This window comes from Zoogloea ramigera, from assembly GCF_006539865.1.
GTDB classification, from domain to species: domain Bacteria; phylum Pseudomonadota; class Gammaproteobacteria; order Burkholderiales; family Rhodocyclaceae; genus Zoogloea; species Zoogloea ramigera.
Map to the genome: position 1 here is coordinate 21,533 of NZ_BJNV01000030.1, position 23,562 is coordinate 45,094.

Sequence of the window (23,562 nt, forward strand, 5' to 3'; positions counted from 1 at the left end):
AGCACCCGCCAAATCAGGAGAGATCCTCAATTTAACGCTAGTGTGCGGCGGAAGCCGCACCTGCAACGCTCCGTACACCACCTCGTCAGGGATGAGGTGCTGGTTTACCAGTCCACCTTGTTCACAGTGCCGAGCGAGCGGCCCAGAAAGCGCTCGCCGATGGTCTGGAAGCGCAGCGGGATGTCGGTGACGGTGTAGCAGTAGGTGGGCAGGCTTCGGCCGTCGTTGGCGATGCCCATCTCGGTGAGCGTGCGCGCGGCCTGCTCGGCGACGGTGATGGCCGAGTCGACGAGGCGGATATCCGGCCCGACCACATCCTGCAAGAGCGGCTTGATGAGCGGGTAATGGGTGCACCCGAGCACCAGGGTATCCACGTTCTCGGCCATCACCGGCTTGAGGTATTCCTGGGCGGTGAGGCGGGTCACCTCGTGGTCCAGCCAGCCCTCCTCGACCAAGGGCACAAACAGCGGGCAGGCCTGGGAATACACCCGCACGTTCGGATCGAGGGCGTGCATCCGGCGGGCGTAGGCGTTGCTGTTGATGGTGGTTGGAGTGCCGATCACGCCTATCGCCCGCGAGCGGGATTCAGCCACCGCGGCGCGGGCGCCGGCCTCGATGACGTCGAGCACCGGGATCGCGCCGGCCTTGTCCTTGACCACCTGCGAAGCCACCGCCGCCATCGTGTTGCAGGCGATGATCAACATCTTGACGCCCTGATCCAGCAGGTAGTCGGTGATCTGCCCGGTGAAATGCTCGATGGTGGCCACCGACTTGACGCCGTAAGGCACGCGAGCCGTATCCCCGAAATAAACGATGTTCTCGAGGGGCAGGCGCTCCATCAGGGCGCGCACGACAGTCAGGCCACCCACACCGGAGTCGAAAACTCCGATCGGCAGCTTACCGGTATCAGGCATGGCAGCAGGAAAAATGCGAGGGACGAGGAGCGCGGATTCTACGCCACCCCGGCGCCGGGCGGCGCCCGATGGCGCTCAGTAATCGAGGCGCGAGACCAGCTCGGCCTCTTCTTCGGGGGTCAGTGCGAACTTGTAAGCCGATTTTTCGTCGGGCAGCTCGCGCCACTTGCCACCGATCTCCCGCAGCCGGCGCTCGATCTTGGCGCAGCTCAGGTGCATCAGGATCGCCGGCGCGTTGACCCGCTCGCAGATCCGCTCGGAACCCAGCTGCTCGAACTCGAGCAAGCGTTCGTAGAAGGCCCGATGGCGCGGGTTGATCTCGATGAGGATGTCGGTGCAGCCCTTGACGCGGTGGGCATAGATGTAGAGCAGATGGATCAGCGAGATGATCAGCCGCTTCGAGCGCGCCGTGGGGTCGATGGCAAAGCGCCCGAACTCGCATAGCTTGCAGCCCTGAGCCCGCAGCCGCGCGGCTTCGGCGCCATAGGTGCTGTCGAGGGCCAGACCCGCAGGTGAATCGACGTTGACGGTGACGGTGGCGTAGATCCGCCCGAACAGCTCGGCGTTCATCGTCAGCTGATTGGGCTCTTCGGCCGTGCCGACGGCACCGTAGCCCCGCCAGGCGTAGCGTTTCTGGATCAGGAGGTCGGTTTCACGCCGGCGCTCGCCGTCGCGCATGAGCATCTTGATCCGGAACTTGTCCTGACGATGAGCAGGAACATCAACCTTCGGGCCGTCCTCTGCGATGCAAAGTGGGTCGAAGCGCCATGACTCCATGGCAGTGACTTCCGCCAGGGTTTGCGGCGGACGCACTTCTTCGGACGAAGGTTTGGGATCTTTACGGAACATTGATCGATACTATACAGCGCCTTGAACGTGCGGGCCATCGTGTTGTCTGAGGGCCCAGGCAACGTGTTCCCTCACCATAAGGGACGCATCTTCCCGCCGCTTTTCGAGCGCCGCAAGGACATCTTCCGCAGAAGGCGCATTACCCAGGGCTATCGCCAGGTTACGCAGCCAGCGCTCGTGGCCGATGCGGTAAATGGGGCTCCCCGCCATCCGCTCGTTAAAATCGGTCTCCGACCAGCAGAACAATTCTGCGAGCCGCGCCCCGTCGAGGCCGTGCCGAGGGGCGAAATCGGGTTCGACAGCCTTGCGGGCGAATCGGTTCCATGGACATGCCAGCTGGCAGTCGTCGCAGCCGTATATCCGGTTGCCGATCATCGGCCGGAACGCCTCCGGGATCGACTCCTTCAACTCGATGGTCAGATACGAGATGCAGCGACGGGCGTCGACCCGGTAGGGTGCAACTATCGCCCCGGTCGGACAGGCCGAGATGCAGGCGCTGCAACTTCCGCAGTGGGCGTCGGTAGCCGCATCGACCGGCAGCAGCAGGTCGGTGTAGATCTCGCCCAGAAAGAAGAACGACCCCGCCTGGCGGGACAGCAGCAGGGTGTGCTTGCCCCGCCAGCCCAGCCCCGCCTTCTCGGCGAGGGCGACCTCCATGACCGGCGCCGAATCGACGAAAACCCGGGCCGCATGGGGCACGGATTGGGCGACCCGGTCGGCAAGCCGCTGCAGGCGGGCCCGCAGCACCTTGTGGTAATCCCGGCCCAAGGCATAGCGCGAGACGTAGGCCCGGGCTGGGTCATCCAGCACCGCCAGCGCGTCCTCGGCATCCGGCAGATACGACATGCGCGCCGAGATCACCCGCCGGGTACCCGGCACCAGAGCCTCGGGCCTGGAGCGCTTGAGCCCGTGTTTGTACATATAATCCATCTGCCCATGGCAGCCGGCCTCCAGCCAGGCAGCCAGCCCCGCCTCGGCGGCGGAGAGCCCAGTATCCGTGATACCCACCTCATCGAAGCCGAGCGCCCTGCCCCACGACTTGATATCCGCAGCGAGGCGGGTCAGGTTTTCCTGCCCGCCAGAAAGATTATCGTGTTCGAAGTTCATCCCCGAAATGATAGCGGCCCCTCAGCACGGCTGCACCTGCCCGACGAAGACGCCACCCTGGCGGCCGGCGCACGGCTGGCTACGGCCCTCCCCCCGCGCCTGACGATCCTGCTGCGGGGCGACCTGGGCGCCGGCAAGACCACCCTGACCCGCGGCCTGCTGCGCGGCCTGGGCTTCACCGGCCGGGTGAAGAGCCCCACGTATACCTTGGTCGAACCGTACAAAGATTCTAGAATAAGCGTATATCACTTTGATTTTTATCGCTTCACCCATGCAGAAGAGTTTCTTGAGGCCGGCCTCGACGAGTATTTCGAAGGCGACGGAGTCCGCCTTGTCGAATGGCCTGACCGGGCACACCCCTACCTCCCCGCAGCAGATCTCGAAGTCCTGCTGCATGTCGCCCCATCCGGCGGGCGCGAGCTTTCACTGCGTGCGCTGAGCCCGGAGGGCCAAACATGTCTCAACGATTTCATCGCGCATACCGCCACCCGGCCTCCGGCCAGCCCGCCAAGCTGAAGGGCGACATGCCGGGCAGCCCGATCACCCGGCGGCGTTTTCTGGGCTCCACCGGGGCGGCCCTGCTGCTGATGATCAGCCCAACTGGCCAGGCAGCCCAGACTTCGATGCTGGCAGTGCGGGTGTGGCCGGCCCGCGACTACACCCGCGTCACCCTCGAGAGCCGCAGCCCGGTCAACTTCACGCACCAGACGGTGCGCAACCCCGAGCGGCTGGTGGTGGACCTGGAAGGGGTGGAGCTCAACGACATCCTGCAGTCCCTGCCGTCCAAGATCAGCGGCCAGGACCCTTACATCCAGCTGATCCGCGCCGGCCGCAACCGGCCGGGCGTCGTCCGGCTGGTGATCGAGCTCAAGGCCGAGGTCACACCGCAGGTGTTCACCCTCGCCCCGGTCGGCGAGTACGGCCACCGGCTGGTGCTCGACCTCTACCCGGTCGAGCCTGTCGACCCGCTGCTGGCGCTGCTCGAAAAGATCTCGCCCGAAGAGGCCGCTGCGGGCGGTGTCAGCCCGCCGCAGCGCAGCGACGAGGCCCCGCGCCGGGCTGCCGCGGAAACACCCCGCAAGCCGGAAGCCCCCCGGCAGGCCCGCCTCGACGAGCGCCCCACCGAGCCGAACCCCGGCCGCAGCAGCGACGACGAGCGGGTCAGCCGGCTGATCACCATCGCCATCGACCCCGGCCATGGGGGCGAAGACCCCGGCGCAGTGGGCGCAGCGGGCAGCTTCGAGAAACATGTGACCCTGTCGGTCGGCCGGCGCCTGAAGGCCAAGATCGACGCCCAGCCCAACATGCGCGCCATGCTCACCCGCGACGCCGATTACTTCGTGCCGCTCCAGCAAAGGGTGGCCAAGGCGCGCCGGGTGCAGGCCGATCTCTTCGTGTCGATCCACGCCGACGCCTTCATCAGCCCGACCGCCCGCGGCAGCTCGGTGTTCGTACTCTCCGACAAGGGCGCCTCCAGCACCGCCGCACGCTGGCTGGCCCAGAAAGAGAACGCCGCCGACCTGATTGGCGGCGTGAATCTGGGCGTCAAGGACGACCACCTGGCCCGCACCCTGCTGGACCTGTCACAGACCGCGTCGATCAACGACAGCCTCAAGGTGGGCAAGGCCGTGCTCGGCGAGCTCGGCACCATCAACAAGCTTCACAAGGGTCAGGTGGAGCAGGCCAGCTTTGCCGTGCTGAAAGCGCCGGACATCCCGTCCATTCTGGTCGAGACCGCCTTCATCTCGAATCCGGAAGAAGAAGCCCGCCTGAACGACGAGGCTTATCAGGACCACATGGCGGAAGCCATCATGCGCGGGTTGAAGCGCTACTTCGCCAAGAACCCGCCGATGGCCAAGTCCAAGCTGGCACGGCTGGACTGAGGTCGCCCGCCCCCCTTAGCCGGGGGGCGGCGAAGCTAGCGGATACACACCTTGCGCACCTGCTTGAGGTCGGTGAGGCCGGCCAGCACCTTCTCGATACCATCCTGACGCAGTGTGCGCATGCCCTCCTCGAGGGCCGTCGCGAGCAGGTTGGCGACCCGGGCACGCTCCTGGATCAGCGCCTTGACGGAGTCTGAGCCGATCATCAGCTCGTGGAGGCCGAGCCGCCCCTTGTAACCCCCGGTGCAGTGCTCACAACCGACCGGCTGATACAGCGTGAATCTACCCTTGCTGTCCCCGTAGCGCTGCCGCCAGGCGTCAAGAATCTGCTCCCGGGCCCGCTCAGGGTCTTCGCGGAAGGGCTTGGTCTGCATGAGGTCTTCGCAATACTCGTCGAGGAGATGGCGGATCTCGGTTTCTTCCGGGTGGTAGGCCTTCTTGCACTTGCTGCACAGGCGCTTGGCGAGGCGCTGGGCCAGCACACCAAGCAGGGCGTCGGCAAAATTGAAGGGGTCCATGCCCATGTCGAGCAGACGGACGATGGACTCCGGCGCGCTGTTGGTGTGCAGGGTGCTGAAGACCAGGTGACCGGTGAGCGAGGCTTCGAGGCCGATCGAGACGGTTTCCTTGTCGCGCATTTCGCCGACCATGATCACGTCCGGGTCGGCGCGCAGGAAGGAGCGCATCACGGTGGGGAAATCCAGCCCGGCCTTGCGGTTCACCTGAACCTGGCGCAAGCCTTTCTGGGTGATTTCGACGGGGTCCTCGGCAGTCCAGATCTTGGTGTCGGGCGTGTTGATCGAGCCGAGGATGGAGTGCAGCGTGGTGGTCTTGCCCGAGCCGGTCGGGCCGCAGACGAAGAAGATCCCGTAGGGCTTGCCCACCGCGTCCTTGAGCCGCTCGAAGTTGCGCTCCGACAGCCCCAGCTGCTCCAGGGGCAGCGGCTCGCTGTTGGCGAGGAGCCGCATCACCACGTCTTCCATGCCGCCGGTGGTGGGCACCGTGGCCACCCGCAGCTCGATGTCGAGGGGGCCGAAACGGCGGAACTTGATCTTGCCGTCCTGGGGTTTGCGCCGCTCCGAGATGTCGAGGTCGCACATGATCTTGATGCGCGTGACGAGGGGGCTGCGGTAGCTGGAGGGCACCTCGATGTAGGGTACCAGCGAGCCATCCTTGCGGAAGCGGATCTGGGTTTTCTCCTTGCCGGGGCGGGGCTCGACGTGGATGTCGGAGGCACCCTGGCGATAGGCGTCGACGATGATGCGGTTCACCAGCTTGACCAGCTCGTTGTCGGCCGCAGCCGAGACGTCTTCGGGAGTGGTCGTGCCGTCGCTGTCGTCATCCGAGAGGTCGGAGAGGATGTCGCTCACCGATCCGTCATCCGCAGCGACGCCAAAGAACTGGGCAACCGCCTGCGCGAACTCCGCCTGGGTGGTCACGCAGTAAACGGGATGGGCCTTGGGGAAGACGTTCTGCACAACCCGCGAGGCGATCGCCTGCTCGGGGTCGGTGACGAGGATCAGCAGACCCTCGGTGTTCTCTTCGAGCGGCAGCCACTGGGCTTGCTGAACGTAATCGCGCTTGAGGTTCTTGAGCAGGTCGAGGGGCTTGACCCGATCCTGGCGAAACGGCTCGTAGGGAATGCCGAAAAACCGCGACAGGGCGCTGCCGATGTCGGAGGCCTTGAGCTTGAAGTGCTCGATGAGATATTGCTCGAGGGCGATGCCCTGCTCCCGCGCGGCGCTGGTGGCGGCTTCGAGCTCGGCGCTGGTGAGCTTGCCGTCGTTGATCAGGCCCTCGTAGCGCGACTTGGGCTGGATCAGGGCATGACGCCGCTGGGCGAAGGCGATCGCCAGGGTCTGGCCCAGCCCCTGCACGCCCTCTTCGGCGATCGCCGAAAACACCTCGCCATTGCGGGTATTGATGAGCTGGATGACGCCGAGCACCTCGCCGTCGTCCGGGCTGGCGATGGGGGCCACGAGCATCTGGTGGCAGCGGTAGCCGGTGCGGTCGTCCACCTCGCGGCGGAACTCCATGCGCGACGAGATGGCTTTCAGCTCGCGCTCGTCGTAGGCGTCGTGGATGTTGAGCATCTGCCCGGTGAGTGCCACGTAGCCGGCGACGCTGTTTTCGGCGATCGGCAGGCGGATCGTGCGGATGCTGTGCAGGCCGGTCTTGACCCGCGACGAGATGGTGGTGCGGCTCTCGTCCACCACGTAGATGGTGAGGCGATCGGCGGCAAACAACGAACAGATCTCCGCCGACAACTCGAAGATGATCTCGTCGATGTTCTCGGTCGCGTGGACGCGGTTGGTGACCGCCTGGAGCCCCTTGAAGAAGGCCAGCCGGCTTGCAACGTCACCGACGCCGGACCTGCTTGCTACGCTGCTCATAGTTCTGTCGAATCCCCGATGACGGCCCCGCTCGAAGGCAGGCGCAGCCTGTGTGTTAGGAGCACTTCAACGGCGGAAAGCCGGTTTTCCTTTAACGAAGCGGGCTAAAAGGCGAGTTCGAGGCCGTTGTAAAGGGCCTTGGGCGTGAAGCGCCCGCGATAGTTGGCGATCTCGTCCAGCGTGGTCTGCGCGCGGCTGGGCTTGAGATGGGTGATCCAGACCTCCGGGTCGACCTTGATCCGATCCAGGAACAAGGCCAGCAGGCTCGGGCAGAGGTGACGCGAGGCGAGCGCGAGCTCGTGCAGGGCATCCGGGAAGGCCGTCTCGACGATCAGGTGACGCAGGTCGGGAATCGAATTGATGGCGGCGATCAGCGGCTCTGAGTAGGCCGTGTCGCCGGAAAAAACCAGGCTGCCGCCCTCGCCCTTCAGGTGGTAGGCCACCGCCGGAACGGTGTGCAGGGCCGGCAAGGCAACGATCTGCCGGCCGCCGCCGATGTGCGTCGATTCGCCGGTGCGCATTTCCTGGAAGCGCAGGAAAGGATTGCCCCGATCAGGGATGGACGAAAAATCTGGCCACACCAGCCAGTTGAAGATGTGCGAGCGCAGGATCCGCAGGGTCTCCGCCGAACCGTGCACGACGATGGGCATGGAGCGCGCCTCGCCGACCGTATCGACGAGGAGCGGGATCATCGCGATGTGGTCCAGATAGGCGTGGGTGACGAAGACATGATCGATGCGCAGCAGGTCTTCGAACTCGAGGTCGCCGACCCCAGTCCCCGCATCGATCAGAACGTCGTCATCCACGAGCAGGGCCGTGGTGCGCTGACCGCGCCCCCCGATGCCACCACTGCACCCAAGAACCCGCAGCTTCATTTTCTTCTCATGGAATTCCGCAAGCGAGGCAACCGGACTGGACGCCCAAGCACCAGATAACAATCGACTGCCAACGCGTCAGAGTACGACTCGTTGGCGCGGCCAGACACCACAAATTTCACGCTTCGCCGGCAATCCGGAGGCCTCATGCGAATCAGGCCCGATTTTGCGAGAAGAACTCCATTTTCACACCGGCGATCTCAATAATATCGTTATCGTTGAGTCGATGAGCCTGGGCATCCAGCGAGCGCCCGTTCACCACGGGGAAGACCGTGCCTTCGACGTGGGTGATGAAGTACCCGTGGGGCCGCCGGGTGATGACCGCCACCTGCGTACCGGGCTTGCCCAGGGTGGTGAGCGACTTCGACAGCTCCAACGTGCGCCCTGCGTGGGTGCCGCTGAGGATCTGGATCATCCCGACCGCGCTGGACGATGCCGGTGCCGGCGCCGGTGGGGCCTCTGGGGCCGCAGCAGCCTGACGTCCGTTGTCGGTGCCGATCGACTGGGAAAAGGAGACGTCCTGGTCTGCCGCCAGCGGCGCACCGCCATCCGAGATGTACTTCAGCCGGTACTTGCCCAGCTCGATCACGTCGTTGCTCTGCAGGACGTGCTTCTTGACCGGCTGCCCATTGACGTAGGTGCCGTTGGTGCTGTTCATGTCCTCAAGGAAGGCATCGTTCAGGATCGTGACGATCGCCGCATGGTCACCGCTGATCGCCAGATTGTCGATCTGGATATCGTTGTGCGGCTTGCGCCCGATGGTCGTGCGCTCTTTTTCGAGAACCATCTCCTTAAGCACCAAACCATCCATGCTCAAAATCAACCTGGGCATCACAATTCCTATCTGAAACCTGCCTTAACCAAGCTCGGCGCCAAGCCGCCCCGGGGTGCAGGACGACACGATGACAACCGAGATATTATCCACGCCGCCCCGATCATTGGCCAGATCAACCAGATGTTCGGCAGCCAGCCGGGGGTTGGCCCCCAGCGCACCGAGCACTTCGGCGATATCGGCATCGGGGAGCATCTCCGTAAGCCCGTCCGAACACAGCAGGTAAATATCGCCCGCCTGGATCACCGAGACGGTCAGATCGGGCACGACCGACGCCGCCACCCCCACCGCCCGCGTGAGCAAGCCACGCAAGGCAGCTCCCGCCCGCGACGGGGGGACAATCATGCCCGCGTCCCTTTGCTCCCGCAATACGCTGTGGTCACGGGTCAGGCAAGTCAGTGCCTCGTCCCGCCACCGATAGATGCGGGAGTCGCCCACATGACAGGTCAGCAGCGTGCCGTCCGCCCGCAAACACACCGCCACCAGCGTGGTCCCCATGCTGCGCAGGCTGGGATCACTGGAGGCCATCGAAAAAACCGCCCTGTTGGCCTCGGCAACCGCAACCTGCACGTCACGCTCGGAGACCTCACCATCCGCCAGACATGCGCGAAGGTGAGCCACCCATGCATCCACGGCAAGGCGCGCAGCCACATGGCCACCGGCATGGCCACCCATGCCGTCGGCAACGATGGCGATGCCGAGATCCTCGTCACAAAAGACGCAATCCTCGTTACGCCCCCGGATCTGCCCCACGTGGGTTTCCATCACCATCCGCCAGAGACCCACTTGCTCCCCTCCGTACCCAAGACCCTCTGGCCTGAAAAAACGCGCCGGGGGCGTGCCCACAATGCAGCCCCTCCAGCAAAACGCCTGAAAACGCATTATCGCCCGAGCGCGGGGTAAACAGGCTAGCGATCTGCAGACAGCTGGGGCGGCAGACAGGGGCGAGGCCCCCGGTCAAGCCGCGGGCGGGGGAAGGAGCGCTGCCTCGGAGTGGGTGGCCGGACGCTAGACCCGCTGGGCGTCCTTTGGCGCGCAGTCAAGAACCAGCACCGACACGTCGTCACCGGCCGGCTGATGCCCAAGATGCCGGGTGAGCGCCTGACGCAGGCAGTTGACCCGCCCGCCGCGGAGGCTGCCAAGCAAAGCCTGCTCCAGGCCAGCCCGACCGAAAGGCTCACCGCTGACGCTCTCAGCCTCGGTCAGCCCGTCGGAGCACAGCATGATCTGGCAGGGTGCATCCCAGGTGAACTCGTCGTGATGGGGAACGATCTCTGACGAGGGCAGGATGCCCAGGGGCAGCTGGGACGACACGAAGCGCTGCACGACCCGCCCCTCGTCGTCCACCTGGAGCACATCCGGCACCCCGCCCACCCAGAGCTGCCCGCGCTTGCTGCCAAGCTCCAGGCGCACCAGCGCGGCCGCCACGAAGCGCCCCGGCGGCAACAGGCCGCAGAGCATGGAGTTGAGATCCGCCGCCAGCGCCGACACCGGCAGGTTGGCCGCCGCGCCGCGATAGAAGGCCCCTAGCACCGGCAGCACGCTGATCGCCGCCGCCAGGCCATGGCCGGTGGCGTCGGCGAGCATCGCATACAGCGCGCCGCTCGGCGCACGGGCCACGGCCACCACGTCGCCGGAGAAGTTGCGCGCCGGCATCACCGCGTACTCCACCGCGCTGTCACGCAGCCAGTCGCTGCGAACCTGGCGCTCCATGATCGCCATCGCGAGCTCCTGCTCGCGCACGGATTCATCGTGGTACTGCTGCAGGCGCGCCGCGTCCTCGGCCAGCTGGCGCTGGATGCGGCGCGCCTCCGAGACGTCGCGGACGACCCCGATGAACATGCGCCGGGTGGGCAGGCAGATGTCGGAGACGCCCAGTTCGAGCGGAAACACGCTGCCGTCCTTGCGCACACCGCTCATCTCGCGGATCTGGCCGACCACGTGCTTCTCGCCGCCATCAAGGTAACGGGCCAGATAGCCGTCGTGGGCACTGCGGTGCGGCTCGGGCATCAGGATGCGCAGGTTCTGCCCGACCATCTCGGCCGCGGTGTAGCCGAAGATGCGGCAGGCCGAGCGGTTCACCGACAGGATCGTGCCGTCCTCGTCCGCCGAGATGATGCCGTCGATCACGCCGTTGGCCACCGCCCGCACCTGCTCGAGGGAGCCCGACAGGCGCCGCTGCATGTCGAGCAGGCGCCGCAGGGCCTTGAAGCGCGCGGCGAACACCGGGAAGGACAGCGGCTTGGCGAGGTAGTCGTCGGCCCCGATCTCGAGGCCCTGGACGATGTCGCCTTCGCCGCTGAGGGCCGACACGATGATGATCGGCACCCAGCGCTCGTCCTCCATCGCGCGGATCTGGCGGATCGCCTCGAAGCCGTCCATGCGCGGCATCATGAGATCCATCAGCACCACATCGGGCGCCTCGCGGCGGAAGAGATCCACCGCCTCCTGGCCATCCGCGGCGTAAAGCGGCGTGCAATTGAGATGGGCCAGGAAGGCGCCCACGATGGTGCGGTTGGATGCGATGTCGTCGGCGACGAGCACCCGGAGCGTGTTTTCAAGCATCGGTATTCTCTGACTTGACTGGCGGAGCGGTCACGACGGGCCCTTGGCCGGAGGTCGTCACCATCGCTGGATACCTCATTTGGACGTCTCGTCGCGCGGCACCGTCACCACCACGCGATTGCCCGGCGGGATGTAGGTGAGGCTCGAAAACGACAGCTGGCGAGACAGGGCGATGCCCCGCCCGTTAGGTGCAAAGGCCCGCTCCGGATCGAAATCGAGGAAGCGGCGCCAGTCGAAGCCCTCGCCGTCGTCGGAGATCTCGAAGACCCAGCGGGCCGAGTCCTTGCGCACCCGCATGCGTACCGCCCGGTCTTTGAATTCGGGCAGGGTCAGGCGCCGGCGGATCTCGTCCTCCCAGCAATCGCTCTCGCGCAGGCGGCTCTTTTCGGCAAAATCGATACCCAGATTGCCGTGCTCGACGCCATTCACCAGCAGCTCCGACAAGCCCATCGCCAGCGTCTCCGGCTGGGGCCCGAGCAGCGCGACGAAGGACGCCAGCCGGCGGGCGTCGTCGAGGCTGCGCACGACGAACTCACCTTCGCCCAGGCAGGCCAGCGCGTGGGCGTGATCCGCCAGGTTGGCGGTGAGCTCCCGGCGCACCCGCATGTCGTCGAGGGCCGAGCGGATGATGGTGAGGAGGGCCTCACCCTCGAAGGGCTTGGTCAGGTAGTAGAAGGCCCCCGCCGCGAGACCCTCGCGGATCTGCTCCGGCGAGGTCGCCGCGGTCTGCATGATCACCGGGATGCCGGCGAGACGCTCGTCGGCCTTCATTCACTGGAGCAGCATGATGCCGTCCATGCCCGGCATCATGCGGTCGAGCAGGACGAGGTCGAAGGCTTGCGTGGTGTCGCAGAGAGCGTCCCATGCGGCCTCCCCGGACTCAACCATCACCAGATCGAAATCCATCTCGTCCAGATATTCGCCAACGATATCGAGATTGAACGGCTCGTCGTCCACGACGAGGATTCTTGCCTGGGTCATTGAACTTCTCCCTCTTCCTGGGGCATCGCGAGCTCATGCTCTGGCAATCTGCCCAGGGGTAATGTCACGGTAAATTCGGCGCCGCCGGCCGGGTTGTTGCACGCCTCGATGCGACCGCCGTGGGCCTCGACGATCTCACGGCAGATCGCCAGGCCAAGGCCGGTTCCGCCGGCGCCGGTGCGCGTCCGGGAGCTCTGCACGAACTTGTCGAACACGCACAGCAGCTCATCGGGTGGAATGCCCACCCCTTCATCCGACACCACCAGGCGCAGGGCCGCAGCCCCGCCGCCAGCCATGCCATCCGTGATGCGCACGTGGATCACCTTGCCCTCGGGCGTGAACTTCACCGCATTGGCAACCAGGTTGCGCACCACCTGCCCCAGGCGCGCTGCGTCGCCGACGCAGACCCCGGCGGTGGCCTCCATGCGGAACTCGACCCGCTGCCGGCGGGACTGGAGCAGCAGGTCGAACTCGCCAACGATGTCGCGGGCGAGCCTCTCGAACTGCACCTCCTCCAAGTTAAGCACCATCCGGCCCGCTTCGCACTTCGACAGATCAAGAAGATCGTTGAGGAGGAGCATCAGCCGGTCGCCGCTCGCGTGGATACGCTGGAAGTACCCGCGCAGCTTTTCGTGGCCGGCGGTGGCCACCCGCGACTCGCCGAGCCGGGCGTAGCTGAGCACCCCGTGCATGGGGGTGCGCAGTTCGTGGGACATGTTGGCCAGAAAGACCGACTTGGCCTCGTTGGCCGTCTCGGCCGCCTCCTTGGCCAGCCGCAGGTCGTGGGTGCGGGCCTCGACGAGGGACGCCAGGTTGAGGTTGTGGTCGAGGATCTGGGCCTCGCGGGCCTTGGCCTCGTCGATGTCGGTGTGGGTGCCGATCATCCGCAGCGGCTTGCCGGCGGCGTCGCGCTCGACCACCAGGCCCCGCGCCAGGATCCACTTGTAGCGCCCGTCCTTGCAGCGCATCCGCAGCTCCCGCACGTAGCACGGCGACTCGCCACGCAGGTGTTCATCCTCGGCGGCCAGCGCCCCCGGCAGGTCTTCCGGGTGGACGCGGGAGGCCCACGCATCGGTGTCCTCCGGCAGCTCGCCGGGCTCGAAGCCCAGCATCGTCAGCCAGCGCTTCGAGCGGAACACCCGCCCCGTGGCGATGCTCCAGTCCCACACCCCGTCGCCGGCGCCATCGAGGGCAAACTGCCAGCGGGCCTCGCTCTCGCGGAGGGCGAGCTCGGCGTCCTTCAGTTCGGTCACGTCACGCAGCACAAGCAGGGTGCCGCCGGTGGGGATCGCCCCCAGCCGCGCCTCGAAATGCCGCCGGCTGCCATGCCGCGCCGACGAATATTCGATGCGCTGGATGCGCCCGCTGCGCGCCGCCGCCAGCGCGGCACCGCCAAACCGGCGGGCCGTGTCGGCCGACAGCACTTCGTCGAGCCGGCGGCCCAGGAAGCTCTCGGGCGGCATCGCCAGATCACTCGCGCTCGCGGCATGGTGACGCACGATGCGCAGGTCGCCGTCGAGCTGGAACAGCATGTCGGGCATCGCCGCAATCAGCGACTCGTTGGTCGCGTTGGCCTCCCGGATCGCCCGCTGCTCGGCCTTGCGGGCGCTAACGTCCTCGACGAGCACCCAGCGCTGGCCCGCCTCGCTGCCGCCCACAGCGGCGGTCGTCACCACGACGGGCACCCGCTCACCGCTCGGGCGGATGTATTCCTTCTCGTAGGCCACCATCCGTTCGCCCAGGGATGCAGCGACCATGGCCTGGACATCCCGCAGGGCGAACTCCGGCGGCGTGAGCGCCGGACAGCTGGCGCCACACACCACGTGTTCGGGATAGCCGGTGATACGGCAGAACTCGGCGTTGGCCTGCAGGTAACGCCCCTCCTCATCCATCAGGGCCATCCCGATGGAGGCATTGCGGTACAGGGAGTCGAGCCGGGCGTGGGAATCCGCCACCTCCTGACGGGCACGCCGCAGGCTGGTCACATCGGACACCGCACCGGCCGTGCGATGCGGCCGGCCCGCGGCATCGAACTCAGTCTTGCCGACCAGATGAAACCAGGCCGGCGTGCCGTCCCGGCGGCGCCAGGCCAGCTCGCAATCCAGAGCCGAGCCCTGGCGCAAATGGGCGCGCAGCGCGGCCAGCAGCTCACGCCGGACGGCGCCATCCAGCGTGCGGAGGATGCCCCTCGGGCTGCATGGCAGGGCCCCCGCCTCGTATCCGAGCAGCTGCGCGCAACGCGGCGAGAGGTAGAGGGCGTGACACCCCGCATCGTGCTCCCACTCCCAGATCCCCTCATCCGTGGCCGACACCGCCAGCTCGAAGCGCTTCTCGCTGCGCCGCAGGCCGGCGGTCATCACCCCCGCGATCCCCTCGGCCCGCTTCTGCTGCCCCGAGAGGTTGCCCAGCAGGAAAGCCAGCAGTGCCGATGCGACCAGGCCACCGCCCGCCGCCAGGGTGGACGCGGCGATCTGGCCGGACGGAGGCGGCGGATAGATGGACAAGGCCCACACCCGGCCACCAAAACGCCACTCGCGGCGCAGCCCGGCGGTAGCAGCGTCCGGGACACCTTCAGTGGCGTACAGCTGCTCGGGCGAGCCCTTGCTCACGTCGTCGACGCGCAGGCCATAGCCGGGGGCGACATCGTGGCTCAGGGTGTCGAACAGCGCCTGCAGCTTGAGGCCGACCCCGACCATGCCGTAGGGTGCCTCCGCCTCGCCGCTCTCTTCGACCAGCAGCGCCTTGCGGTACAGCAGGACGCCGAGGATGGGCGCACCGGAGTCCCGCGCCTGGAGCCTGAGGGGGCCGGTCATCGCCGGCCTGTCGGAGCGCAAGGCCTCGTCCATCGCGGGGCGCCGGAGCGCATCGCCGTAGCCATCGTAACCGATGGAGACAAGCGTTCGCGGCGACTGGGGCCAGATGTAACTGACTGGAAAAACGAAGACCGCACGTGCCGGATCGGGGGCGGGCAAGACCTTCACCTCCCGCTCGTAGGCGGCCGAGAGCAGCGCCTCGACGGCGCCGACCCGGGCCGTTTCGACACGTCGCATGAAACCAATGCCGACGACCTCGGGCAACGCATCGATGGGCCGCAGGCCGGCCACGTAGTTTTCGAACTCGCGCCGCTCGACGAGGTTCTGGGCGCTGAACAGCCCGGCGACGCTGCGCAGGATCAGGTCGACCTTGCCGAGCCGCTCATTGACCTGCTGCAGCAGCCGATCCGCCGCGGCTTCGTGATAGGCCGACTCCAGGCGACGCTCGTTCTCACGCAGGAAAAACCAGCCCGTCAGCGTGGCCAGCAACCCCATCACCAGCGCCACGGCAAACCAACGCGTCTCGATGGCGCAAAACCCGCCACTCCGCCTCGGTAAGAGGCGGGCATCCTGGGAGGTTGCGGGGCGCGGGTTCATCCCCGGCGTGAACGGCCCGCCGCCTTAAAGCTTGAGGGGCAGGCCCCAGCTTTGTCGGGCCCCTGAAGTCAGGCGCAGCCGGCGCTGTCCTTGACACCACATTTACGCAGAATGTTTTCCAGCGGGCAGAAACGCGTGAAACCGCTCTGGAAGAGGTTGGCCCCCACGAAGGCCGTAAACCACAGGAAGTTGTGGCTCACGAAGAAGGGGCTGCCTTCGACGCCGAGGGCCAGGGAGATCAAGACAAAGGCGCCGGCGAAGATGCGGACGAACTGGTTGACGGTAAGACTCATGATTGCGCTCCGTTATCGGTCGCAGCCCGCCGGTGGGTGGCCGCGTAGTAAAGAACCGGGATCACGACGAGCGTGAGAAGGGTGGACACCAGCACGCCGAAGATCAGGCTGATCGCCAGGCCGTTGAAGATCGGGTCGTCGAGGATGAACACCGCGCCGATCATCGCCGCCAGGCCGGTCAGGCCGATCGGCTTGGCCCGCACCGCGGCGGCGTGGATGGTGGCCTCGGCAAGGCTCGTGCCGGCCGCCACCTGCTGGTCGATGAAATCCACCAGCAGAATCGAGTTGCGCACGATGATGCCGGCCAGCGCGATCATGCCGATCATGCTGGTGGCGGTGAACTGGCTGCCCAGCAGCGCGTGGCCCGGCATCACACCGATAAGCGTCAAAGGGATCGGCGCCATGATGATGAGCGGCACCAGGTAGCTCCTGAACTGCGCCACCACCAGCACGTAGATCAGCACCAGCCCCACCGCGTAGGCGGCGCCCATGTCGCGGAAGGTTTCGTAGGTGATCTGCCACTCGCCGTCCCACTTGATCGCGTAGCCGGCGTAGGGGTCGTCGGGCTGATGGATGAACCACTCGTCCAGCGTACCGGCCAGCCGCTCGCCGACCAGCGGCAAGTCCTTGACCCGGCTGCGGATGTCGAACATGCCGTAGAGCGGCGAATCGAGCCGCCCGCCCATGTCGCCGGTCACATACACCACCGGCAGCAGATCCTTGTGGTAGATCACCTGCTCGCGCCGGGTCGGCACCACCTGCACCAGGTCGGACACCGGCACCAGGGCGCCGCCGGCTTCGGCACCCCGCGCCCGCACCTTCATCTGCAACAGCGTGTCGATGCTGCCCAGGCGCTCGGCCGGCAGCGTGAGGCGCACCGGGACTTCATACTTGTTGTCGCTGCCATGCACCGGCGTGACGTTCTCGCCGCCAAGGCCAAGACGCACCACCTCGACGATGTCGGCCTGGGCCACGCCGAGCTGGGCCGCCTTGGCCTGGTTCACTCGCAACACCAGCTTGGGGGCCTCCTCGTCCACCGTGTCGTCCACGCCGACGATGTCGGGCGTCGCCTCGAAGGCGGCGCGCAGCTTGCCGGCCACCGCCACCTGGCCCGCGTAATCGGGCCCATACACCTCGGCGACGATGGGCGAGAGCACCGGCGGGCCCGGCGGCACTTCCACCACCTTGGCGTTGCCGCCATGTTTCTTGGCGATGGCGGCCACCGCATCGCGCACCGCCACGGCGATCTCATGGCTCTTGCGGCTGCGCTCGTGCTTGCCGACCAGATTGACCTGGATGTCGCCCATCTCGGGCTGGGAACGCAGGTAGTACTGGCGCACCAGGCCGTTGAAGTTGATCGGCGCGGCGGTGCCGGCGTAGGCCTGGAAGTCGGTCACCTCGGGCACCGTGGCCAGCTCGTCGCCGATCTCGCGGAGCACCTCGGCGGTGGTTTCGACGGGCGTGCCGACGGGCATGTCGAGCACCACCTGAAACTCGCTCTTGTTGTCGAAGGGCAGCATCTTGAGCACCACCAGCTGCACCACCGCCAGCGACACCGACAACGCAATCGCCAGCACCACGCCGAACCACAGTTTGGCCCGCGCCCGCCCACCGGTTTGGGGGTCGAGCAGCGGCGTCATGATGCGGCGGAACAGCGCCTCGAGCCGCGTGGTGAGCTTGTCCGGCCCGTGCCCGGCGCTCCCGTGGGCCTGCCCCTTCATGAGCTTGCCGGCCAGCCAGGGCGTAACGACGAAGGCCACCGCCAGCGAGATGAACATGCCCATCGACGAGTTGATCGGGATCGGGCTCATGTAGGGCCCCATCAGGCCGCTCACAAACGCCATCGGCAACAGCGCCGCGATCACCGTGAAGGTGGCCAGGATGGTCGGCCCGCCCACCTCGTCGACAGCCTTGGGGATCAGCTGCCACAGGGGCTTGTCGGGCTCGAGGAGATGCCAGCGGTGAATGTTCTCGACCACCACGATGGCGTCGTCCACCAGAATGCCGATGGAGAAGATCAGCGCGAACAGGCTCACCCGGTTGAGCGTGAAACCCCACGCCCACGACGCAAACAGCGTGGCCGCCAGCGTCAGCGTGACGGCTGCGCCGACGATCACCGCCTCGCGCCGGCCCAGCGCAAAGAACACCAGCAGCACCACCGCAGACGTGGCGAAGACCAGCTTGCCGATCAGCTTGTCGGCCTTCTCGGTGGCGGTGGCGCCGTAGTTGCGGGTCACGGTGATCTCGACGCCCTCGGGCACGATGCTGCCCTTCAGCGCCTCGATGCGGCGGATCACCCCGTCGGCCACGTCGGCGGCGTTCTCGCCGGGCTTTTTGGAGATCGACAGGGTGACCGCCGGAAAGCGTTCGCCGCCGGCCTCCGCCGCACCGCCCGACGCCTTGCCGAGCCCGTGCCACACGAAGCGCGAGGGCTGATCCGGGCCGTCCAGCACGTCGGCCACGTCGGCCAGATACACCGGTTTGCCGCCCGAGACGCCCACCACCAGCTTGCGCACATCGTCGGCGCTGGCGATGTAGGTGCCGGTCTGCACCAGCACCTCGCGGTTGTCGCGGGTCAGCGTGCCGCTGGGCTGGGAGGCGTTGGAGAGCAGCAGCGCGCCTTTCAAGTCTTGCGGCGTGATGCCGAAGGCGTTCATCCGCCCCGGGTCCATCAGCACGCGCATCACGTGCCCCGGGCCGCCGATGGTGGCCACGTCGCGGGTGCCCTTGACGCGCTTGAGTTCGAGCTCCACCGCCCGGCCGACCTGCTGCAGCTCGAAGGCCGAGCGGGCCGGGTCGCGGGTCCACAGCGTGAGCGCCACCACCGGTACGTCGTCGATGCCCTTCGGCTTGACGATCGGCGGCTGCACGCCCAGCTGCGGCGAAAGCCAGTCCTGGTTGCTGTGGATGGTGTCGTAGAGGCGCACGATGGCGTCCTGGTTCTTGACGCCCACCTTGAACTGCACGGTGATCACCGCCATGCCGGGGCGCGACACCGAGTACACGTGGTCCATGCCGGCGATGCGCGACAGCACCTGCTCGGCCGGCCGCGCCACCAGCGACTCGACGTCCTTGGCCGAGGCACCTGGGAAGGCCACCATCACGTCGGCCATCGTCACGTCGATCTGGGGCTCTTCCTCCTTGGGCGTGATGAGGGTGGCAAACACGCCGAGGAGCAGCAGCACCAGGGCCAGGAGAGGTGTCAGCGCGTTCTGCTGGAACAGCGCTGCGATACGTCCGGAGATTCCCATGGCGGCCTCAGGGCTTGCGGCGGACGAGGCCGGCGCGCACCGGGTCGAGGGCGACGGTCTCGCCGCCGGACAGGCCCGCCAGCACCTCTACCGAGGCGTCGTCGAGCGCGCTACCCAAACGCAGCTGGCGCAGGCTGAAACCGCCCTTGCCGTCCGCCACATACACGCCGGTCACCTCGCCGCGCCGCAGCACGGCGGCGCTCGGCACAGTAAGCCGCGGCGCCGAACCGACCACAAAATGCACCCGCGCCGCCATCCCCGGCACCACACCGGCCGCATCGGCAGGCAGCGCCACGCGCACGCGGGCGGTGTGGGTGCGCGGGTCGGCCGCCGGTAGCACGGTGACCGAGGCCGCATCCAGCCAGCGCCCGCTCTCCGGAAACTCCACCTTCGCCTGCAGGGCCCCGCGGCCGAGGCTGGCGAGCTGCTGCTGGGGCACGTCGGCCACCGCGCGGAGGGCGCCGGGCTCGTAGATCAACATCAGCGGCCGCCCGGGCTGGGCCATCTCGCCCGGCTCGGTGAGGCGCTGGGCGACGACCCCGGTGAGGGGTGAGGTGACCGTCGCGAAGCCCCGCGAGGCGTCCGCCTGGGCACGCCCGGCCTCGGCCGCCGCGTGCTGGGCCCTGGCCGCATCAAAGGCCGCCTGGGCCTGGTCGAGGGCGGCAGCGCTGATGAAGTTGCGCGCCCGCAGGCTGCGCGTGCGCTCGAGGGCCGCGCGGGCATCCACCAGCCGAGCCTGCGCCGCCGCGACATTGGCCGCCGCCGCGGCCACGGCCTGGTCGGCCTCGCGGGTGTCGATGCGCATCAGCACGTCGCCCTGGCGCACTCGCGCGCCGGCATCCGCCCGCGCCTCCAGCACCCGGCCCTGCACCTGGGCCGCGACGGTAGCCTGGCGCACGGCCTCGATGGTGGCCTCGCTGGCGTGGCTGCGGGCCCGCAGCTGGGGCTCGATCTTGACGGTGGGAACGGCGGCCTCGCCCTCTGCCGCAACAAGCGCGGCAGGCAACAGAAGCAGCCCGGCAATCAGAAGGCCCGAACGGGCGTGCAGGGTATATCGGCTCATAATATAAGAATACACTTATATTATGAGCCGTCAAGGCGGGCGGGCCTTCGCCCGCGGCGAATCAGGCGGCGAGGTTCAGGTGAGCCTCGCGGCGCACGACGCCCTCGACACAGCGCCCGCCATCGAGGAAGACCAGGTCGGGGAAGGCCAGCATCCGCGCGATGGCGATGCCGCGCCCGTGGGGCTCGACGGAGCGCAGCGGGTTGAGCTGCATGTAGGGGTCCGGGTTGAAGCCATCCCCCTGATCGCGGATCAGGAAGCGGATCTCCCGCGGTCGGCACTCGACCCGCAGGAAGGCAAAGCGCCCCTGGTGTTCGGGCAGTTCGAGCAGGCGCTCGACCTCGTTGCGCCAGGCGCCGCAGCTCATCAGCTCGCCCTTGCGGACAAAACCCAGGCCGAGGTTGCCGTGTTCGACGGCATTGAGCATCAGCTCCGACAGCGCGATCTGCACCATCTCGGATTCGGGGCACAGGCCCGCCACCAACTGCGACAGGCCGGTGACGTCCTCGAGGGTGCGGAAGGGGAAATAACCACCCGACGGAGCAGACAGCTCTCCCGCCGGCATGGCCAGCGCTGCCTCCAGGGAGCGCTGGCCGAAGGGTTTGATCAGGAAGCCCGACGCCCCCCGCTGCAGGCCCAGCTCGACCGCCAGCAAGTCCTCGGCCTCCAGAAGCAGGGTCACCGGCACACCGGCCGCGCGAAAATGGGGCAGGAGCTCGAGGCTGCCGCTATGGGAACCGCCATCCACCACGACCCGGTCGACGCGCGGGCGGGTCGCGCCCAGCCGGCTGAGCGCTTCCGCGTGGGACAGGCGCTCGGTGGTGAAACCGGCCGCCGTCAGCCAGCCCTCGAGCTCGCCCCCCACCACCGGATCGCTTCCCACCAGCCAGATACGACACGCCATCGACACTTCGCCCTCTTGCCTCCAGCCCCCCGCAACCGACATATCAGGCTCCTGCCGAGTATGCGGCCATGGCGCGCACGACGCCTTCATCCTCACCAACCGCCGACACCAGCTCGATACGGCAGCCGGGGTGCTTCTGCCGCGCTGCATCCATGAGCGCCGGCACATCCCGCTTCAGGTGCCCACCCTGGGCCAGAAACAGCGGCACGACCCGGACCGATTCGGCCCCGGCGCGTGCAGCCTCATCCACTGCATCCACCAGATTCGGTTCCATGAACTCGAGAAAGGCGACGGTCACCTTAACCTCCGGACGCAGCCTCCGGACCTCCGCGGCGACACGCTGGGCCGGCAGGGCCCAGTCTGGGTCCCGCGCCCCATGGGCGAACAAGACAATTGATTCGATTGACATTTTTGTATCTCCAGCCGGCCTCGATGACGAAAAAGTAAGCACCAATTTGTGCCCTTCCCCTCCTTCGGGGCAGGGCCTCCCGGGGCCGCGCTACGTTAAGCTTTACAAGATGTTAAACCGCCAAAAGCGGCATTCATGGTGAAATTCGGGTCCGCACCTCACTTCCTGCTGCCATGTGTGACATAGTCCCTCAGAACAAGGCTTTCGTTCCCGCGATCACCGCCGCCGCCCTGTGCGCCGCCCTCCTGAGCGCCACGGCCCAGGCCGATCTGCGCCCCGAACCCGTCCCCGGCGGGGTCGCCGAAATCCACGTCGCAGCGGCCGGAAACCCTCGCCCCGAGGTGCGTTTCGACGGGCGCCCGGTGCTCCTCCGGCAGCGTGCCGACGGCTGGCACGCGGTGGTCGGCCTGCCCCTCGACACACCGGTCGGCGAGCAGACCATCCAGATCGGCCCCGAGGGCAACAGCCGCGCGCAGACTTTCGTGGTCGGCCCCAAGGCCTACCCGGAGCAGCGCCTCACGATCAAGAACCCCAAGATGGTCACCCCACCCACCGACGAGCTCGCCCGCATCGCCGAGGAGCGCGAACGCCAACTCGCCATCCGCAGCCGCTTCCGCGACGTGCCGGTGAACCGGGTCGACCTCGACCTGCCGGCCGACGGGCGTCTGTCCAGCCGCTTCGGCCTGCGCCGCATCTTCAACGGCGAACCGCGGGCGCCCCACACCGGCCTCGACGTGGCGGTGCCGACCGGCACCCCGATCCGTGCCCCGGCCGACGGCGTGGTGAGCCTGGTGGACGACCTCTACTTCAACGGAAAAACGGTTTTTGTCGACCACGGCCAGGGCTTCGTCAGCATGGTCTGCCACCTCGACCAGGCCCGCGTGGAGGTCGGCCAGAAGGTGGCCCGGGGCGAGCGCCTGGGCGACGCCGGCAGCAGCGGCCGCGCCACCGGCCCGCACCTGCACTGGAGCGTCTACCTCAACGGCGCGGCCGTCGACCCGGCCCTCTTCATCGCGCCGCCGAAAGCGCGTTGATCGCCCGCGCCGCGGCAAACAGCCCGACCGTGGCCGTCACCGTCACCACCGAGCCGAAGCCGGCGCAGTTGAGGCCGGCTGGCCCGCCCTGGGGCAGGTCGCAGGCCGCGCCGGCTTGCGGGTAACGCAGGGGCTCGGTGGAATACACCGCCTCCACGCCGAACTTCTTCTTCGGATCGCGGGCAAAGCCGTGGCCCTTGCGCAGCTGCCCGCGCACCTTGGCGAGGAGCGGGTCCTGCACCGTGCGCGACAGGTCGTCGACGCGGATCTGCGTCGGGTCGATCTGCCCGCCCGCCGCACCGCAGGTCACCACCGGCACCCCGGCGCCGCGGCAGAAGGCGATCATCGCCACCTTCACGCGCACCGCGTCGATCGCGTCGATCACATAGTCGAAGCCCGCCCCCAGCAGCGCCGCGGTGTTGTCGGCGGTCACGAAATCATCCACCACCGTCACCGCGCAGCCCGGGTTGTAGCCGGCGATGCGCTCGCGCATGGCCTCCACCTTGGCCTGGCCGAGGGTAGCGTCGGCGGCGTGGATCTGGCGGTTGATGTTGGATTCGGCCACGTGGTCGAGGTCGATCAGCGTGAGCCGCCCGACGCCGCTCCGCGCCAGCCCCTCGGCCGCCCACGACCCGACGCCGCCGATCCCCACCACGCAGACCCGCGCCGCGGCCAGCCGGGCGCGCCCGTCCTCGCCGTACAAACGCGCGATGCCGCCGAAGCGGCGGGGGTCGTCGGGGGCGGAGATGTCGGTGGTTTCCATCGGTCGGGCGATTTTTGAGGAAGACCAGGATTATCC

Annotated in this window: 20 protein-coding genes; 3 read left to right on the forward strand and 17 right to left on the reverse strand. The window is 67.4% G+C overall.

Features of this window, described 5'->3' with window-relative positions:
* Positions 1-104 precede the first annotated feature (104 nt).
* The 3 genes from murI to queG all read right to left on the reverse strand — a co-directional run bounded on the left by murI (position 105) and on the right by queG (position 2,870).
* Positions 105-914: a glutamate racemase gene (murI, locus tag ZRA01_RS09995; protein ID WP_141351724.1), complete on the reverse strand. Its 810-nt coding sequence runs from the start codon at positions 912-914 to the stop codon at positions 105-107.
* A 75-nt stretch (positions 915-989) separates the two neighbouring features.
* Entirely contained in the window at positions 990-1,763 is a 774-nt protein-coding gene (locus ZRA01_RS10000) for an N-acyl amino acid synthase FeeM domain-containing protein (protein ID WP_141351726.1), read from the reverse strand.
* 9 nt (positions 1,764-1,772) lie between these two features.
* Complete coding sequence (gene queG / locus ZRA01_RS10005; RefSeq protein WP_141351728.1) at positions 1,773-2,870, reverse strand: tRNA epoxyqueuosine(34) reductase QueG; 1,098 nt, start codon at positions 2,868-2,870, stop codon at positions 1,773-1,775.
* Between queG and tsaE the strand changes: the two genes are divergently transcribed.
* Positions 2,853-3,386: a tRNA (adenosine(37)-N6)-threonylcarbamoyltransferase complex ATPase subunit type 1 TsaE gene (gene tsaE / locus ZRA01_RS10010; protein WP_141351768.1), complete on the forward strand. Its 534-nt coding sequence runs from the start codon at positions 2,853-2,855 to the stop codon at positions 3,384-3,386. The genes queG and tsaE overlap by 18 nt on opposite strands.
* Before the next feature lie 8 nt (positions 3,387-3,394).
* Positions 3,395-4,753: an N-acetylmuramoyl-L-alanine amidase gene (locus tag ZRA01_RS10015; protein WP_141351770.1), complete on the forward strand. Its 1,359-nt coding sequence runs from the start codon at positions 3,395-3,397 to the stop codon at positions 4,751-4,753.
* 35 nt (positions 4,754-4,788) lie between these two features.
* Here the strand turns inward: ZRA01_RS10015 and ZRA01_RS10020 are convergent, their stop codons facing one another.
* The 13 genes from ZRA01_RS10020 to ZRA01_RS10075 all read right to left on the reverse strand — a co-directional run bounded on the left by ZRA01_RS10020 (position 4,789) and on the right by ZRA01_RS10075 (position 21,729).
* Positions 4,789-7,146 (reverse strand): GspE/PulE family protein, encoded by a 2,358-nt coding sequence (locus ZRA01_RS10020; protein WP_141351730.1) that lies wholly within the window; start codon positions 7,144-7,146, stop codon positions 4,789-4,791.
* A 104-nt stretch (positions 7,147-7,250) separates the two neighbouring features.
* Positions 7,251-8,021 carry a 3',5'-cyclic-nucleotide phosphodiesterase gene (locus ZRA01_RS10025; protein WP_141351732.1) on the reverse strand — a complete coding sequence of 257 codons (771 nt, stop codon included), beginning with the start codon at positions 8,019-8,021 and terminating at the stop codon, positions 7,251-7,253.
* A gap of 154 nt (positions 8,022-8,175) precedes the next feature.
* The gene (locus ZRA01_RS10030; RefSeq protein WP_141351735.1) at positions 8,176-8,853 is read right to left on the reverse strand and encodes an FHA domain-containing protein; all 678 of its coding nucleotides are present in this window, start codon (positions 8,851-8,853) and stop codon (positions 8,176-8,178) included.
* Positions 8,854-8,877: 24 nt separating this feature from the next.
* Entirely contained in the window at positions 8,878-9,735 is an 858-nt protein-coding gene (locus ZRA01_RS10035; protein ID WP_141351737.1) for a PP2C family protein-serine/threonine phosphatase, read from the reverse strand.
* A gap of 126 nt (positions 9,736-9,861) precedes the next feature.
* Positions 9,862-11,418, reverse strand: a complete 1,557-nt coding sequence (locus ZRA01_RS10040) for a SpoIIE family protein phosphatase (RefSeq protein ID WP_141351739.1) — start codon at positions 11,416-11,418, stop codon at positions 9,862-9,864.
* A 75-nt stretch (positions 11,419-11,493) separates the two neighbouring features.
* A complete protein-coding gene (locus ZRA01_RS10045) occupies positions 11,494-12,189 on the reverse strand; it encodes an ATP-binding response regulator (RefSeq protein ID WP_246093574.1) in 696 nt (231 codons plus the stop codon).
* Positions 12,190-12,399, reverse strand: a complete 210-nt coding sequence (locus ZRA01_RS21020) for a response regulator (protein WP_246093582.1) — start codon at positions 12,397-12,399, stop codon at positions 12,190-12,192.
* Complete coding sequence (locus ZRA01_RS10050; protein ID WP_170182933.1) at positions 12,396-15,707, reverse strand: PAS domain-containing protein; 3,312 nt, start codon at positions 15,705-15,707, stop codon at positions 12,396-12,398. The genes ZRA01_RS21020 and ZRA01_RS10050 overlap by 4 nt, the downstream gene beginning before the upstream one ends.
* A 170-nt stretch (positions 15,708-15,877) precedes the next feature.
* On the reverse strand, positions 15,878-16,102 hold the full coding sequence (locus ZRA01_RS10055; protein WP_141351743.1) for a YgaP family membrane protein: 225 nt from the start codon (positions 16,100-16,102) through the stop codon (positions 15,878-15,880).
* Positions 16,099-19,353 (reverse strand): efflux RND transporter permease subunit, encoded by a 3,255-nt coding sequence (locus ZRA01_RS10060; RefSeq protein ID WP_141351745.1) that lies wholly within the window; start codon positions 19,351-19,353, stop codon positions 16,099-16,101. The genes ZRA01_RS10055 and ZRA01_RS10060 overlap by 4 nt, the downstream gene beginning before the upstream one ends.
* Before the next feature lie 7 nt (positions 19,354-19,360).
* Positions 19,361-20,359, reverse strand: coding sequence for an efflux RND transporter periplasmic adaptor subunit (locus tag ZRA01_RS10065; RefSeq protein ID WP_246093600.1), 999 nt, complete (start codon positions 20,357-20,359; stop codon positions 19,361-19,363).
* A 118-nt stretch (positions 20,360-20,477) separates the two neighbouring features.
* Positions 20,478-21,320, reverse strand: a complete 843-nt coding sequence (locus tag ZRA01_RS10070) for an ATP-binding response regulator (RefSeq protein WP_170182934.1) — start codon at positions 21,318-21,320, stop codon at positions 20,478-20,480.
* A 43-nt stretch (positions 21,321-21,363) separates the two neighbouring features.
* On the reverse strand, positions 21,364-21,729 hold the full coding sequence (locus ZRA01_RS10075; RefSeq protein ID WP_141351750.1) for a sirohydrochlorin chelatase: 366 nt from the start codon (positions 21,727-21,729) through the stop codon (positions 21,364-21,366).
* A 173-nt stretch (positions 21,730-21,902) separates the two neighbouring features.
* Between ZRA01_RS10075 and ZRA01_RS10080 the strand changes: the two genes are divergently transcribed.
* A complete protein-coding gene (locus ZRA01_RS10080; RefSeq protein ID WP_141351752.1) occupies positions 21,903-22,763 on the forward strand; it encodes a peptidoglycan DD-metalloendopeptidase family protein in 861 nt (286 codons plus the stop codon).
* On the opposite strand, the gene tcdA is transcribed toward ZRA01_RS10080, so the two are convergent.
* Positions 22,738-23,526, reverse strand: coding sequence for a tRNA cyclic N6-threonylcarbamoyladenosine(37) synthase TcdA (gene tcdA / locus ZRA01_RS10085; RefSeq protein ID WP_141351754.1), 789 nt, complete (start codon positions 23,524-23,526; stop codon positions 22,738-22,740). The two genes, ZRA01_RS10080 and tcdA, sit on opposite strands and share 26 nt — an antisense overlap.
* Positions 23,527-23,562 lie beyond the last annotated feature (36 nt).

Coding starts and splice junctions, on each gene's coding strand:
- ZRA01_RS10030 (WP_141351735.1), bottom strand. CDS start 8,853: ATGCCCAGGTTGATTTTGAGCATGGATGGTTTGGTGCTTAAGGAGATG.
- ZRA01_RS10015 (WP_141351770.1), top strand. CDS start 3,395: ATGCCGGGCAGCCCGATCACCCGGCGGCGTTTTCTGGGCTCCACCGGG.
- ZRA01_RS10020 (WP_141351730.1), bottom strand. CDS start 7,146: ATGAGCAGCGTAGCAAGCAGGTCCGGCGTCGGTGACGTTGCAAGCCGG.
- ZRA01_RS10000 (WP_141351726.1), bottom strand. CDS start 1,763: ATGTTCCGTAAAGATCCCAAACCTTCGTCCGAAGAAGTGCGTCCGCCG.
- ZRA01_RS10050 (WP_170182933.1), bottom strand. CDS start 15,707: ATGGGGTTGCTGGCCACGCTGACGGGCTGGTTTTTCCTGCGTGAGAAC.
- ZRA01_RS10070 (WP_170182934.1), bottom strand. CDS start 21,320: ATGGCGTGTCGTATCTGGCTGGTGGGAAGCGATCCGGTGGTGGGGGGC.
- ZRA01_RS10025 (WP_141351732.1), bottom strand. CDS start 8,021: ATGAAGCTGCGGGTTCTTGGGTGCAGTGGTGGCATCGGGGGGCGCGGT.
- ZRA01_RS10035 (WP_141351737.1), bottom strand. CDS start 9,735: ATGCGTTTTCAGGCGTTTTGCTGGAGGGGCTGCATTGTGGGCACGCCC.
- ZRA01_RS10040 (WP_141351739.1), bottom strand. CDS start 11,418: ATGCTTGAAAACACGCTCCGGGTGCTCGTCGCCGACGACATCGCATCC.
- ZRA01_RS10080 (WP_141351752.1), top strand. CDS start 21,903: ATGTGTGACATAGTCCCTCAGAACAAGGCTTTCGTTCCCGCGATCACC.
- ZRA01_RS10055 (WP_141351743.1), bottom strand. CDS start 16,102: ATGAGTCTTACCGTCAACCAGTTCGTCCGCATCTTCGCCGGCGCCTTT.
- tcdA (WP_141351754.1), bottom strand. CDS start 23,526: ATGGAAACCACCGACATCTCCGCCCCCGACGACCCCCGCCGCTTCGGC.
- ZRA01_RS10045 (WP_246093574.1), bottom strand. CDS start 12,189: ATGAAGGCCGACGAGCGTCTCGCCGGCATCCCGGTGATCATGCAGACC.
- ZRA01_RS10060 (WP_141351745.1), bottom strand. CDS start 19,353: ATGGGAATCTCCGGACGTATCGCAGCGCTGTTCCAGCAGAACGCGCTG.
- murI (WP_141351724.1), bottom strand. CDS start 914: ATGCCTGATACCGGTAAGCTGCCGATCGGAGTTTTCGACTCCGGTGTG.
- queG (WP_141351728.1), bottom strand. CDS start 2,870: ATGAACTTCGAACACGATAATCTTTCTGGCGGGCAGGAAAACCTGACC.
- ZRA01_RS21020 (WP_246093582.1), bottom strand. CDS start 12,399: ATGACCCAGGCAAGAATCCTCGTCGTGGACGACGAGCCGTTCAATCTC.
- ZRA01_RS10075 (WP_141351750.1), bottom strand. CDS start 21,729: ATGTCAATCGAATCAATTGTCTTGTTCGCCCATGGGGCGCGGGACCCA.